This window comes from Rossellomorea aquimaris, from assembly GCF_003315075.1.
GTDB classification, from domain to species: Bacteria; Bacillota; Bacilli; order Bacillales; family Bacillaceae_B; genus Rossellomorea; species Rossellomorea aquimaris_C.
The window spans coordinates 20,552-34,849 of record NZ_QNRJ01000022.1; the positions used below are offsets into that span (position 1 = coordinate 20,552).

The following is a 14,298-nucleotide window of genomic DNA, read 5'->3' on the forward strand; positions in this document are numbered from 1 at the left end:
GGTCATAAGTCAAACCTGCCAAAAAGGCAAAGAGCGCCTTTCCGGCAGGTTCGCCTTATGCTTGTCGCCTCTGGGCAAGCCGCCTCCGCTTTTCTACTTGTCCAGCTCCAGGGGCTTGGGGCTCGAGGTCATAAGCCAAGTAACCCAAAAAGGCAAAAGGCGCCTTTCCGGGTTACTCGTCTTATGCTTGTCGCCCCAGGGCGAGCCCCTTCCGCTTTTCTATGATGTCCAGCTCCGGCGGCTAGAGGCTCGAGGTCATAAGTCAAACCTGCCAAAAAGGCAAAGAGCGCCTTTCCGGCAGGTTCGCCTTATGCTTGTCGCCTCTGGGCAAGCCGCCTCCGCTTTTCTAATGACAAATATATGTACTTTTGTATGAATCCTTGAAATGATAAAGTTTTTAGGATATATTCGTTATGGATAAAAAGGTTATTGGAGGACCAAAAATGACAAATCGATATGCCGTTATATTAGCTGCCGGGCAAGGTACGAGAATGAAGTCGAAGCTTTACAAAGTTCTTCATCCTGTGTGTGGTAAGCCGATGGTGGAACATGTGGTCGACCAAATTTCTACACTTCATATAGAAAAGACTGTCACAATCATCGGTCACGGTGCTGAACTTGTGAAGTCGCATTTAGAAGGCAAGAGTGATTTTGCCCTTCAGGCTGAGCAATTAGGTACCGCTCATGCTGTTATGCAGTCTGAAGATGTGTTAGGTGATTTAGAAGGTACTACTTTAGTGGTATGTGGTGATACACCGCTCATTAAAGGGGAAACGATGGAAGCGTTAGTGAAGCATCATGAAGGACAAGGTGCGAAAGCAACGATCTTGACTGGTCACACTGAATCTCCTCATGGATACGGACGTATCATCCGTAACCAAGAAGGCTTGGTGGAACGCATTGTTGAACATAAGGATGCAACGGATGAAGAGCTAAGCGTGAAAGAAATCAATACCGGAACATATTGTTTTGATAATAAAGCGTTATTCGATGCCCTGAAAAAGGTTTCGAATGATAACGTACAAGGCGAGTATTATTTACCGGATGTAATTGAGATTCTTCAGTCTGAAGGTGAAATCGTGGGTGCGTACCAAACAAGTGACTTTGATGAGACATTGGGTGTGAACGACCGTGTCGCGCTTTCTCAAGCAGAGATCACGATGAAAAAGCGCATCAATGAATACCATATGCGCAATGGTGTAACGATAAAGGATCCAAACAATACGTATATTGATGCCGGTGTAACGATTGGCAGAGATACGGTTATCCTTCCGGGTACGGTTCTTACTGGTAACACTATAATCGGTGAAGATGCTATGATCGGACCAAATTCTGAGGTGAAGGATTGTCAGATCGGTGACCGAACAGTTGTGAAGCAATCAGTAACTCATGACAGCTCGATCGGTTCGGATGTTCATATTGGGCCATTTGCTCACATTCGTCCGGCTTCTACTATTGAAGATGAAGTGAAGATTGGTAACTTCGTTGAAATTAAGAAGGCTTCGTTCGGTAAAGCGAGTAAAGCATCCCACTTAAGCTACATTGGAGATGCAGAGGTTGGAAGTGACGTCAACATTGGATGTGGATCGATCACGGTGAACTATGATGGAAAGAATAAGCACCTGACAAAGATTGAAGATGGTGTATTTGTAGGCTGTAATTCAAATCTGGTCGCGCCTGTTAAAGTTGGAAAAGGTGCCTACATCGCTGCTGGTTCTACGATTACCGAGGATGTTCCAGGAGAGTCTCTTTCAATTGCAAGAGCTCGTCAGGTAAATAAAGAAAACTACGTTCAAAATCTAAATCATAAGAAATAATTGGAGGTCCACAATGCCAAACTCTTATATTAATTCCAAATTAAAAATTTTCTCCCTTAATTCAAACTACCATCTTGCAAAGGAAATTGCGGATGAAGTAGGAGTTGAATTAGGGAAATCTTCTGTTAAGCGTTTTAGTGACGGTGAAATCCAGATTAACATCGAAGAAAGTATCCGTGGTTGTGATGTATTCGTCATTCAGTCTACTTGTCAGCCTGTAAACGAAAACCTGATGGAGCTTCTTATAATGGTAGATGCGTTGAAACGTGCATCTGCAAAAACGATTAACATTGTAATGCCTTATTATGGTTATGCCCGTCAGGACCGTAAAGCGAGAGCGCGTGAGCCTATCACGGCTAAATTAGTGGCAAACCTGTTGGAAACAGCCGGTGCTACCCGCGTCATCACACTGGACCTGCATGCTCCTCAAATTCAAGGTTTCTTTGATATCCTGATCGATCACCTGATGGGTGTTCCTATCTTAGCGGATTACTTTGAAGAAAGAGGATTCAATAACGAAGACCTTGTCATCGTATCCCCGGACCACGGAGGAGTGACAAGAGCCCGTAAGCTTGCAGAACGCCTGAAAGCGCCGATTGCCATCATTGATAAGCGCCGTCCTAAACCGAACGTTGCAGAGGTCATGAACATCGTTGGTAATATCGATGGTAAAATCGCCATCTTAATCGATGATATCATTGATACTGCAGGTACGATCACGCTGGCTGCCAATGCGTTGGTAGAAAACGGTGCGAAAGAAGTATTCGCGTGCTGTACGCATCCTGTTCTTTCTGGTCCTGCGATTGAGCGAATCGAGAATTCAAATATTAAAGAGCTGGTTGTGACGAACTCTATTCCATTAGGTGAAGAGAAAATGATCGGTAAAGTGAAGTCACTGTCAGTGGCTCCACTGATCAGCGAAGCCATCATCCGTGTCTATGAACAAAAATCGGTCAGCACGCTTTTTGATTAAGAATTAATATTTGTAGTTTGTGCATATGAAGAAGAGCCTGTCCTTTATTTGGGACAGGCTCTTCTGTTATTCTTCCTTTAGACTCTTTTCACAAAGTTTGTGGTTATCTTAAGGAAGAATGTAGTAGTTGATTTCCGCTACAGGATGCTCGCTTTCCGCGGGGCGTGAGTTGAGCCTCCTCGGGCTTTGCCCTGTGGGGTCTCAACTTTCCCGCTATTCCCGCAGGAGTCGAGCATCCTTCCGCTCCAATCAACTTTCTGGGCATAAATTCTCATTAGAATGAGAGAAAAACAAGACTTTTAGAAAGCAACCTCATATCAGGTGAGTAAAGATAGATCTCCTTTTGAGGAAGAAGCATTCTGTTTTCTAGTTACATTGTTTTTCTCGCACACCTTAAGCTCTGTCACGAAAAATCTCTTAAAGATGGTGAGGGGAACTGCGTAGACTCCTGCGGAAGTACGGTCGTGCCGAGACCCCGGAAGCGAAGCTGAGGAGGCTCGGCCGAACGTCCGCGGAAAGCGGAGCAGTTCCCCTCACCATCCACCACATACTAATTGACAGAGCTCAAGCAGACCTTATGTTAAAAAGCAACAATCTGTATGAAAAGGGCCTTCTTCTAAAACGGCTATCTGACAACCTTCCATATGTACTCTTCCCGTCATAAAATGATTATTCTATGTTTATTTCAAATCACATTAGGGTAATTACTATATATAGAACTTTAACTAACATAAAAGATTAGGGAAGGTGTTGGATTAGACATGGCAACTGAATTAAAAGCGAATAAGAGAAAAGATTTTAAACGCTCTTCATTAACAAAGCTGAGACACGAGGGGAATATCCCTGGAGTCGTGTACGGCTACAAAGCAGATAATACATCGATTATGGTAGATGCTATTACGTTTATCAAAACGATTCGTGAAGTAGGAAGAAACGGTATTATTTCCTTAAATGTGGATGGCAATAAACAAAATGTCATTTTAAGTGACTATCAGCAGGATCACTTGAAGGATGCCGTTACCCACGTTGATTTCCTTGCTGTGAATATGTCGGAGGAAATCGATGCGGATGTTCGTATCGACCTTGTAGGAGAAGCAGCAGGAGTGAAGGACGGTGGCGTACTACAGCAGCCGTTGCATGAGGTTTCTGTTACAGCTAAACCTAAAAATATACCTGAATCAATTGAAGTCGATGTTGCAGATCTTCAAGTTGGAGAAACGGTAACGATCGGTGATATCCGCGATAAATACAGTGTCACTCTTAATGAAGAGGACGACCGTACAATTGCTTCCATTCTGGCTCCTCGCCAAGAAGAAGAAATTGACAGCGGTGAAGAGCAGGAAGCTGGTACTCCTGAGAATGAAGAAGGAAGAGAATCAGAGGCCAGTGAAGAAAGTGAATCAAAGGAAGAATAAAAATCAATATTTTTTGGCGTAACCTTTTGCAGGTTGCGCTTTTTACGTTATTCTAGAGGTATAAGGTCAGAAGAGGTGTTAGACATGAAGTTAATCGTTGGATTAGGAAACCCGGGATCACAGTATGAGAAAACACGTCATAATATCGGGTTTGTTATTATAGATGCTTTAGCAGATCGACTGGGGGTTTCATTGAATCAGTCAAAGTTTAAAGGGGTATACGGGACCCACCATTATAAAGGGGAAAAAATCGTTTTATTAAAGCCGCTTACTTATATGAATTTGTCTGGGGAAAGCATTGTTCCGCTAATGGATTATTTTAATATTGAAGATGAAGATTTGCTGGTCATTTATGATGATTTGGATTTACCTGTAGGAAAGATAAGGTTGAGGCAAAAGGGAAGTGCCGGCGGGCATAATGGTATAAAATCAACCATCGCTCATTTGGGCTCTCAGAACTTCAACCGCCTTAGAATAGGAATTGATCGACCTGTAAACGGTATGAGTGTCCCGGATTATGTTCTTGGAAGGTTTAGTAAGGAAGATCAAGGAGAGTTGGATAAAGTCATCTCTGCCAGTGTGGAAGCATGTGAAACATGGTTTGATAAACCTTTCCTCGAAGTAATGAATAAATTTAACTAACGAATTCATATACTACATTTTCAGGGGCAGAAAAATCCCGGCGACTTTCCATCATTCCTGTGGAGAGTTGAATAACTCCCCTCTATCAGGTTCATACTAGATGTATCAATGTGTATGGAGGGAAATGGTATGGCGATCCATTATCAGTGTCGACATTGCGGTACAAATGTTGGAACACTTTCAAACGTATCTGTCCATTCAGAGCAGCTCGGGATTCATACGCTGTCAGATGAAGAACGGTTACACATGGTTCAGTATCAGGACAATGGGGATATCCAGGTGAAGACCATCTGTGAAAATTGTCAGGAGAGTCTGGAGAGATACCCTGACTATCATCAATTAGATCATATCATTCAGTAAGAACGCTTTGGTGGAGAACCAAAGCATTTTTCTGTTTGCTGTTGAGATATATAGAAAGATCCAAAGGGGAGGAGCGTACACTTGAAAGGTATTTTAAAACAGGTTCACCAAAGTGAAGAAATTCAGTCCATCATCGCTGGAGTGGAGGAACAATTATCAGAACAACTTGTCTCAGGATTGTCTGGCTCATCCCGAACAGCTTATATAGCGGATGTATATTTACAAACGAATAAATCCACTATAGTGGTTACGCATAATTTGTTTCAAGCCCAGAAAGTCTATGACGATCTCATTCAGTTTCTATCGGAGGATGAAGTATATTTATATTCTGCTAATGAGTTAATCGCAGCCGAATTAAGTGTGGCGAGTCCTGAACTGAGAGCCCAACGTATCGAAGTGTTGAATAAGCTTTCTCACAATCACTCGGGTGTATATATTGTTCCTGTCGCAGGATTAAGAAAGATCCTTCCTCCGAAATCCATGTGGGAAATGAATCAAATCCGTTTTAAAACGGGTGAAGATATCGATTTGGATGAAGTGTTAAGTCAATTGGTTCAAATGGGCTATCAGAGGACGGGAATGGTCAGCACCCCTGGTGAATTCAGCCTTAGAGGGGGAATCGTTGATGTATTCCCGTTAACGTCGCAGAACCCGGTCCGAATTGAATTATTTGATACTGAAATTGATTCGATTCGCATCTTCTCTGTTGAAGACCAGCGTTCGGTTGATAAACGTAACTCTATGGAAATAGGTCCTGCCACAGAGGTCTTATTGAATTATGGGAACATCGAAAGGCTCATCCGCGAAATTAATGCTGGACTTTCCTCCAGCTTAAAGAAGGTGAAAGCGGCAGCTGTAAAGGAAAAGATGACAGAGTACATAGGGCATGAAGTGGATCAGCTTGAAAACGGACAAGTTCCTGAGCAAATTTTCAAGTATTTATCCCTGGCGTATGATCATCCTAGTAGTTTGCTAGATTATTTACCTGAAGACGGGGTCATTTTCTTTGACGAATTCAGTCGTGTACAGGAAATGAGTGAGTCCCTTGAGAAAGAGGAAGCAGAGTGGTATACCTCGTTGTTGCAAGAAGGACAGATCATCCATGAAGTACCGGTATCCCATGCGTTTTCCGAGTTGATTAGTAACACGAAGCTGCCAAAGGTGTATTTCTCTCTTTTCCTGCGACACATTCCAAATACAAGCCCTCAGAATATCTTTAATGTCTCTACAAAGCCCATGCAGAATTTCCATGGGCAGATGAATGTATTAAAGGCTGAACTGGACCGCTGGAAAAAAGGGAAATACACAGTTGTCTTATTGGGACCGGATGAAGAACGGGTTAAGAAACTTCAAAGGGTATTGGACGATTATGAAATTGAAATCGCCTTTGTGGAAGATGGAGATAAGCTCCTGCCTGGCACGATCCAAATGATCAACGGCAGCCTGACGAACGGATTTGAACTTCCCCTTCAGAAACTGGCCGTCATTACAGAAGAGGAACTTTTCAATAAGAAAACCCAAAAGAAGCCCAGAAGGCAAAAGCTCTCAAATGCTGAGAGAATCAAAAGCTATTCTGAGCTGAAGGTAGGGGACCATGTGGTTCATGTGAATCACGGGATCGGTAAATTCCTAGGGATTGAAACATTGGAGATCAATGGGGTCCACAAAGATTATCTCCATGTGAAATACCAGGGAAATGACAAGCTCTATGTTCCGGTTGATCAAATTGAACTTGTCCAAAAATATGTCGCCTCAGAGAACAAGGATCCAAAGCTTTATAAGTTAGGCGGAAGTGAATGGAAGAAGGTCAAGTCGAAGGTTCAGTCTTCTGTTCAGGATATAGCAGATGATCTTATTAAGCTCTATGCTGAACGGGAAGCGGCAAAAGGCTATGCATTTTCTCCCGATGGTGACATGCAAAGAGAGTTTGAAATGGTGTTTCCATACGAAGAAACCGATGACCAGCTGCGTTCTGTAAGTGAAATTAAGCACGATATGGAAAAAGAACGGCCGATGGACCGCTTATTATGTGGAGACGTAGGTTATGGAAAAACAGAAGTGGCCATTCGGGCAGCCTTCAAAGCCATTGCCGATGGAAAGCAGGTCGCTATCCTCGTACCCACCACGATCCTTGCTCAGCAGCATTATGAAACAATCAAGGAACGTTTTCAAGACTTCCCGGTTGAAATCGGATTATTAAGTCGTTTCAGAACACGAAAGCAGCAGCAGGAAACGATGAAGGGTCTTAAGAACGGAACCGTTGATATCGTAGTGGGGACTCACCGCCTGCTATCTAAAGACATTCAATACAGGGACATAGGATTACTGATCATCGATGAAGAACAGCGATTTGGAGTCACTCACAAAGAAAAAATCAAACAATTAAAAACGAATATTGATGTGTTGACCTTAACGGCTACTCCAATTCCACGAACTCTTCATATGTCGATGCTTGGTGTACGGGATCTATCTGTCATTGAAACACCGCCGGAGAATCGATTCCCGGTTCAGACATATGTAATGGAATACAACGGTGCTCTGATCAAAGAGGCGATTGAAAGAGAAATGGCCAGGAACGGTCAGGTGTATTTCCTTTATAACCGAGTGGAGGATATTGAAAGAAAAGCGGATGAAATTTCCATGCTTGTGCCAGATGCGAGAATAGCCTACGCACACGGCCAAATGAGTGAAAACGAGCTGGAAGCCGTAATCTTAAGCTTCCTTGCTGGTGAGTATGATGTACTGGTCACTACCACGATCATTGAAACAGGTGTGGATATCCCGAATGTGAACACATTGATTGTCTTTGATGCCGATCGGATGGGCCTATCTCAGCTCTATCAATTAAGAGGAAGGGTAGGGCGTTCAAACAGGGTGGCCTATGCCTATTTCACCTACCGTAAAGATAAGGTGCTGACGGAAGTTGCCGAAAAACGATTGCAAGCGATAAAAGAATTTACTGAGCTCGGTTCAGGATTCAAGATTGCCATGCGTGACCTGACGATCCGTGGAGCGGGGAATCTTCTGGGAGCACAGCAGCACGGCTTTATTGACTCTGTCGGATTTGACTTGTACTCTCAAATGCTGAAAGAAGCCATCGAAGAGCGAAAAGGAGATCTGCCGAAGCAGCCGGAGTCGAGCTTTGAAGTGGATATCGAAATCGATGCCTATATTCCGGATGATTATATTAAAGATGGACATCAAAAGATCGAAATGTATAAACGATTCCGCTCCCTCTCTTCGCTTCCTGAAATCGAAGAGCTGGAAGAAGAGATCCTTGACCGTTTTGGGGATTATCCAGAGGAAGTCGGCTATCTATTCTTAATCTCTGAAATGAAAATATACGCCAAAAATACAAAGCTTGAATCCATCAAGCAGGATAAAAAATCAGTGAACATCTTCATGTCACCGGAAGGAACGGCACAGATCGATGGATCCAAGGTCTTTAACCTATGCAACAAACACGGCCGGGCTGTCGGCCTTGGAATGGAAGGCTCAAAGCTAAAAATATCCATCAATACCTCACGCTTAGAAGCATCCAAGTGGTTTAATATAGCCTATGACATCATCAAGCACTTAGACGAAGCGTTAAAAGTAGAAGAAAACGCGTAATATTGATAAGAAATTCGTCACATTCATCAGATGAAAATACGGAAATTCTTACCTTCGTTATAATAATGTAACCAAAATGTAAACGCGCTGATTGTTTCACTCTACTATGATAAGGGTATTAGTATTTATGCAGCTGCCAACAATGGAAAAAGATACCTGCATTAGAATTTTAGTGAAATTACAGAAAAAATAACTGAATGTGTATAGAACTTCTAAGTTGTAAGATACTAAACTCAACAATGGTAAAGTATTCAATAACAAGTTGGTACATTGCCAAATAAAAATCATCTGATGAAAGTGAGGCAACTATAGATGAAAGCAACTGGTATTGTTCGTCGTATTGATGATTTAGGGCGTGTCGTCATTCCGAAAGAAATTCGTAGAACATTAAGGATTCGCGAGGGAGATCCCCTGGAAATCTTCGTCGATCGTGACGGAGAAGTCATCTTAAAGAAATACTCCCCAATAAGTGAACTTGGTGACTTTGCTAAGGAATACGGCGAAGCATTATACGACAGCCTGGGAAGCGCTGTGTTAATTTGTGACCGAGATGCTGTAATCGCCATCTCCGGCGCTTCAAAGAAAGAATATTTAAATAAGAACATCAGTGAACTGGTTGAGAAAGTTATGGATGACCGTACGTCTCTATTACACACTCAACAAGGACAAGCTGAGCTTGTCGATGGACACGGTGAAGATCTGGCTTCCTATACGATAGCCCCGATAGTCGCAAATGGTGACCCGATTGGTGCCGTTGCGATCTTCTCGAAGGAACGTACAGTAGGCGAAGTGGAACAAAAGGCAGTAGAAACGGCAGCTGGCTTTTTAGCAAGACAAATGGAGTCATAATTTAAAGGAGCGGCACTTAGCCGCTCTTCTTTTTTGTTTTTGGACAGATTAACGAAGCTGTGCAACGAAAACAGGCAGCTATTTATGGTAAAATGACCAGTACATAAACGAATTTTTTCTCTGCCTGGTCAGACTTAAAGAGCATTGAAAAAAGTGGTACAGAAAGGCAGGGAAACTGGTTGAGTAAGAAGTACTCTTCCAACCAATTTTTGAAAGGGGCAATGGTATTGACGGTTGCCGCACTAGTGACGAAGATATTAAGTGCAGTATATCGGGTGCCGTTTCAAAATATTGTTGGGGATATTGGTTTTTATATCTATCAGCAGGTGTATCCTTTTTACGGAATTGCCATTGCATTATCCACCTATGGATTCCCTGTGATCATCTCGAAGTTAGTTGCCGAGAAATTAGAAAATGAAGATGAAGAAGGAGCGAAGAAAGTAGCCGTCACCTCCTTCCTGTTTCTATGTATCGTAGGATTAAGCTGGTTTCTAATCGTGTACTTTGGAGCAGGGGTGATTGCGCGCTGGATGGGAGATCCACTCCTGAAACCGTTGATTCAAGTCATTTCTTTATCCTTCCTGTTGTTAGCTCCCCTTTCCGTTCTGAGAGGTTACTATCAAGGAAAGGAAGATATGGTGCCCACCGCTGTTTCACAGGTGACAGAGCAAACGATAAGAGTGGCGACGATCCTTGTATTTTCAACCATTTTGGTTTCTCAAGGATATTCCCTGTATATGGCGGGGAACGGAGCGCTATTCGGTTCGATAACCGGTGGACTGGGAGGCTTGTTGGTTTTACTTTTCATAGTGACTGCACGTAGGGAAAGGCTGTTTTCACGCAAGTCCCTGAGGTTGTCCCCTGAGTATGTACACATTTGGTCACGGTTATTAATGAACGGAACAGCCATTTGTGTGAGTGCCATGCTGCTGGTCCTTCTTCAGTTTGTGGATTCCTTGAATGTATATTCTCTCCTGACCTCATCAGGTATGGATACGGAGTCAGGGAAAACGTGGAAAGGAATTTATGACAGGGGTCAGCCCTTTGTCCAGCTCGGGACAGTAGTGGCCACCTCCATTTCCCTCACCATCGTACCATTGGTGACAAGTGCCTACTTGAAAAAGAAAGAAAATTTGATCAGGGAGTACAGTCAGTTATCCCTTAAAATCAGTATTACCATCGGATTTGCAGCTACACTGGGAATCATCAACATCATGGTTCCTACCAATACGATGTTATTCGAAAATGCATTGGGCTCAAAGGTGATTGCCGTTTTCTGTCTTTCCATTTTCTTCAGCTGTCTTATTCTTACGTTTGCAGGCATTTTCCAAGGAATCGGGAAGATTTATTATCCGGCAATATGTATTTTGATAGGCATTCTTTTAAAATATTTCGGCAATGCCTATCTCATTCCAGTCATGGGTATTATGGGAGCATCCGTGGCGACCGTCGTGTCTTTAACCGTCATTACCGGTATGATGATCTTACAGCTAAGGAGATTATTCCCTATTCGGTTTTTCCCCTTTTCTTTCTATAAAACCTTATTGCTGAGCGGCGCAGCCATGACGATCGTGTTACAGGTATTCCTGCAGATTTATGATACACTTTTAGATAATGGAATGCCTGAACGAGAGCTTTCTGTCCTTTTTTCTTTAGGAGGGGCATGCCTCGGTGCCATCATCTTTCTGATTGTTTTTTTACGAGGAAATGTCCTTTCGAGAGAAGAAATGGGTTTCTTGCCGTTTGGTAGTAAATGGGTAAGACTGATGAATATGATGCAACCAAAGTATAAAAAGTAGCGAGGAGATCAATATGCATACAATAACAATTGTAGGTTTAGGTGCAGGGGACATCGAACAGCTCCCATTAGGAGTGTACCGATTACTAAAGAATAGCTCACATCTATACTTACGTACGAAGGAGCATCCAGTCGTAAAGGATTTAACAGCTGAAGGAGTCGAGTTTCAATCCTTCGATGCTGTATATGAAAAGCATGAACAGTTCGACCACGTGTATGAAGAAATTGTACGTGAGCTGGTTTCGAAATCTGAAAAGCATTCAATCGTCTATGCGGTTCCAGGTCATCCATTAGTGGCTGAAAAGGCTGTTCAAATGCTTCTGGACCTTCAGAAAGAAGGAAAGATACAAGTGTCCATCGGCGGGGGGCAAAGCTTCATTGATGCTCTTTTCGCTTCTGTCGGAGCGGATCCGATCGATGGCTTTCAGCTATTGGACGGTACGAATTTAAAGCTTCACGATATTCATATGAATCAACAGCTCATCATCGGACAGGTGTATGATGCCTTTATCGCTTCTGAGGTGAAGATTACCCTGATGGAGCTCTATCCATATGATTATGAAGTCATGCTTGTCACAGCGGCTGGCAGCAAGGAAGAGAAGGTGGATAAAATCCCGCTGGTTGAACTTGATCGTGTGGCCCACCTCAGTAATTTAACAAGCCTGTACGTTCCGGCTGTGAAAGAAAGGGAATCCACGTATAAACAATATGCAACATTAAGAGAGATCATCTCGACACTAAGGGGTCCGAATGGGTGTCCTTGGGATAAAGAGCAAACGCATCATTCCCTCAAGAAATACTTACTCGAAGAAACGTACGAGTTACTGGAAGCCATCGAGGAAGATGATATTGATCATATGATTGAAGAGCTGGGGGATGTCCTGCTCCAGGTCATGCTTCATGCCCAAATAGGTGAGGATGAAGGAATGTTCACCATGGAGGAAGTGATTGAAAGCCTTGCTTCCAAAATGGTCCGGAGACACCCTCATGTATTCGGTTCGGTTCAAGTAGAAAATACGGAACAAGTGAAAGCGAACTGGGATGAAATCAAGAAGCAGGAAAAGTCGGATGAACATGAACCGATGCTTAAGAACGTTGCCAAAGGGATGCCGGCTCTCATGAAGGCATACGAATACCAGAAAAAAGCCGCAAAAGTAGGGTTTGATTGGCCAGACCCAAAAGGTGCCTGGGAAAAAGTATGGGAAGAATTAAAGGAATTTGAAAACGAGGTCGAGAATAATAGTGAAAAAGATATTAAAAAAGAATTTGGAGATATTTTATTCGCGCTGATCAATGTGGCCAGATTCTATAAGATCTTTCCAGAGGAAGCCCTGTCTATGACCAATACTAAATTTTATCGCCGCTTCTCTTATGTGGAGGAACAGGTTTTGAAAACGGGGAAGAGCTTTGAGGATTTCACTCTAGAAGAATTAGACCAATTTTGGAACGAAGCCAAAAAGATGAATATCGAATAAGGGGAAATGAATAATGGTATCCATGAGATTAGATAAATTTTTAAAGGTATCAAGGCTGATTAAAAGAAGAACGATGGCTAAAGAAATTGCCGACCAGGGCCGTATAACAGTGAATGGGCTCCAAGCAAAAGCGAGCTCTAACGTGAAGGTTGGAGACGAATTAAGCGTGAGGTTTGGTCAAAAGATTATGAGGGTAAAGATAGAAAGGCTTCTTGAAACAACCAAAAAAGAAGAAGCGAGTGGACTATATTCCGTCCTTTCAGAAGAAAGAGTCCGAGAAGAAACGGAATAAGGATTACATAGTAAGAGGCTCTATTTTGGTTCTATTTTTCTCCTGAAATCATAAACATAGTTACAAAGCTTGTACTATGGGAATGTGAGGGATGGATATGAATCAATATTATGATGGAAACAAAGATAAAACGACTTTTCAAGAACATGACGTCATGATGAGGGGCCGCAAGCTTCTTGATATCACGGGTGTCAAACAGGTGGAAAGCTTCGATAATGAAGAGTTTCTACTCGAAACCGTAATGGGGTTTTTGTCTGTCAGAGGTCAAAATCTACAAATGAAAAATCTGGACGTGGACAAAGGCATCGTCTCCATTAAAGGAAAGGTGTTTGATCTCGTTTACCTGGATGAACAAAATGGGGAGAAGGCTAAAGGCTTCTTTAGCAAGCTGTTTCGATGACACTCTCAACCCAGTTCTACACCATGCTCTCCATGATCGGAATGGGAGCTTTATTTGGTGCGACATTAGACACGTACAATCGGTTCTTAAACCGGTCTGAAAGAAAACGGTGGCTTGTATTCATAAACGATATTATGTTTTGGGTATTACAAGCCCTGTCGATTTTTTATATTTTATTTGTCGTCAATTTTGGTGAAATCCGTTTTTATATTTTCATTGCTTTGCTGTGTGGATTCGCTGGTTATCAGGCCCTCATCAAGCAGTTTTATCTCGCCTTTTTGGAACGGGTGATCTTATTTTTTATCTCCCTTTATAATTTTGGCGTGAAAATGGTAAAAAAATTAATATATTCACCGATAAAATGGATCATTGTGCTTCTCATTACCATGGTTTTATCTATAGTAAAAGGGCTCTTATCCGTCATAATATTCCTGTTAAAGGTGATTTGGAGGGTTTTACAATGGGCGATTAAGCTCGTAACGGCTCCAATATGGTGGATATTGAAGGGTATTTGGAATTTATTGCCGAAAAATCTTACAAAAAGAGTCGAGAAGTTATATAATAAAGTGGCAGGAATTTTTAAAGCATATATCAAAAAAGTATATAGAGTGGTAGAAAAGTTCAAAAAGAAACCTAAAGACAAAGAATAGGGCTTAAGGCTTTGC

At 42.4% G+C, this 14,298-nt stretch carries 12 protein-coding genes; all 12 read left to right on the plus strand.

Annotated features, from left to right (window positions below; translation table 11 throughout):
- The first annotated feature begins 443 nt into the window (after positions 1–443).
- Positions 444–1,817, plus strand: coding sequence for a bifunctional UDP-N-acetylglucosamine diphosphorylase/glucosamine-1-phosphate N-acetyltransferase GlmU (gene glmU, locus DET59_RS18295; protein ID WP_113971040.1), 1,374 nt, complete (start codon positions 444–446; stop codon positions 1,815–1,817).
- Positions 1,818–1,830: 13 nt separating this feature from the next.
- On the plus strand, positions 1,831–2,790 hold the full coding sequence (locus tag DET59_RS18300) for a ribose-phosphate diphosphokinase (protein WP_113971041.1): 960 nt from the start codon (positions 1,831–1,833) through the stop codon (positions 2,788–2,790).
- Positions 2,791–3,551: 761 nt separating this feature from the next.
- A complete protein-coding gene (locus tag DET59_RS18305) occupies positions 3,552–4,205 on the plus strand; it encodes a 50S ribosomal protein L25/general stress protein Ctc (protein ID WP_113971042.1) in 654 nt (217 codons plus the stop codon).
- A gap of 84 nt (positions 4,206–4,289) precedes the next feature.
- On the plus strand, positions 4,290–4,847 hold the full coding sequence (pth, locus tag DET59_RS18310) for an aminoacyl-tRNA hydrolase (protein WP_113971043.1): 558 nt from the start codon (positions 4,290–4,292) through the stop codon (positions 4,845–4,847).
- Between the two features lie 129 nt (positions 4,848–4,976).
- Positions 4,977–5,207, plus strand: a complete 231-nt coding sequence (locus tag DET59_RS18315) for an anti-sigma-F factor Fin (protein ID WP_113971044.1) — start codon at positions 4,977–4,979, stop codon at positions 5,205–5,207.
- An 81-nt stretch (positions 5,208–5,288) separates the two neighbouring features.
- Complete coding sequence (mfd, locus tag DET59_RS18320; RefSeq protein WP_113971045.1) at positions 5,289–8,819, plus strand: transcription-repair coupling factor; 3,531 nt, start codon at positions 5,289–5,291, stop codon at positions 8,817–8,819.
- Between the two features lie 312 nt (positions 8,820–9,131).
- Complete coding sequence (spoVT, locus tag DET59_RS18325; protein WP_113971046.1) at positions 9,132–9,668, plus strand: stage V sporulation protein T; 537 nt, start codon at positions 9,132–9,134, stop codon at positions 9,666–9,668.
- Positions 9,669–9,847: 179 nt separating this feature from the next.
- Complete coding sequence (locus tag DET59_RS18330) at positions 9,848–11,467, plus strand: putative polysaccharide biosynthesis protein (protein ID WP_258549731.1); 1,620 nt, start codon at positions 9,848–9,850, stop codon at positions 11,465–11,467.
- A 13-nt stretch (positions 11,468–11,480) separates the two neighbouring features.
- Positions 11,481–12,941 carry a bifunctional methyltransferase/pyrophosphohydrolase YabN gene (gene yabN, locus DET59_RS18335; protein WP_113971047.1) on the plus strand — a complete coding sequence of 487 codons (1,461 nt, stop codon included), beginning with the start codon at positions 11,481–11,483 and terminating at the stop codon, positions 12,939–12,941.
- A 22-nt stretch (positions 12,942–12,963) separates the two neighbouring features.
- Positions 12,964–13,233: an RNA-binding S4 domain-containing protein gene (locus tag DET59_RS18340; protein ID WP_113971068.1), complete on the plus strand. Its 270-nt coding sequence runs from the start codon at positions 12,964–12,966 to the stop codon at positions 13,231–13,233.
- Between the two features lie 97 nt (positions 13,234–13,330).
- Positions 13,331–13,633 (plus strand): sporulation protein YabP, encoded by a 303-nt coding sequence (gene yabP / locus DET59_RS18345; RefSeq protein WP_044340620.1) that lies wholly within the window; start codon positions 13,331–13,333, stop codon positions 13,631–13,633.
- On the plus strand, positions 13,630–14,283 hold the full coding sequence (yabQ, locus tag DET59_RS18350) for a spore cortex biosynthesis protein YabQ (protein ID WP_113971048.1): 654 nt from the start codon (positions 13,630–13,632) through the stop codon (positions 14,281–14,283). Before yabP ends, yabQ begins: the two co-directional genes overlap by 4 nt.
- Positions 14,284–14,298 lie beyond the last annotated feature (15 nt).

Excerpts from the sequence above, each read along its gene's own strand:
- glmU (WP_113971040.1), top strand. The coding sequence starts at position 444 with ATGACAAATCGATATGCCGTTATATTAGCTGCCGGGCAAGGTACGAGA.
- DET59_RS18300 (WP_113971041.1), top strand. The coding sequence starts at position 1,831 with ATGCCAAACTCTTATATTAATTCCAAATTAAAAATTTTCTCCCTTAAT.
- DET59_RS18305 (WP_113971042.1), top strand. The coding sequence starts at position 3,552 with ATGGCAACTGAATTAAAAGCGAATAAGAGAAAAGATTTTAAACGCTCT.
- pth (WP_113971043.1), top strand. The coding sequence starts at position 4,290 with ATGAAGTTAATCGTTGGATTAGGAAACCCGGGATCACAGTATGAGAAA.
- DET59_RS18315 (WP_113971044.1), top strand. The coding sequence starts at position 4,977 with ATGGCGATCCATTATCAGTGTCGACATTGCGGTACAAATGTTGGAACA.
- spoVT (WP_113971046.1), top strand. The coding sequence starts at position 9,132 with ATGAAAGCAACTGGTATTGTTCGTCGTATTGATGATTTAGGGCGTGTC.
- yabN (WP_113971047.1), top strand. The coding sequence starts at position 11,481 with ATGCATACAATAACAATTGTAGGTTTAGGTGCAGGGGACATCGAACAG.
- DET59_RS18340 (WP_113971068.1), top strand. The coding sequence starts at position 12,964 with ATGAGATTAGATAAATTTTTAAAGGTATCAAGGCTGATTAAAAGAAGA.
- yabP (WP_044340620.1), top strand. The coding sequence starts at position 13,331 with ATGAATCAATATTATGATGGAAACAAAGATAAAACGACTTTTCAAGAA.
- yabQ (WP_113971048.1), top strand. The coding sequence starts at position 13,630 with ATGACACTCTCAACCCAGTTCTACACCATGCTCTCCATGATCGGAATG.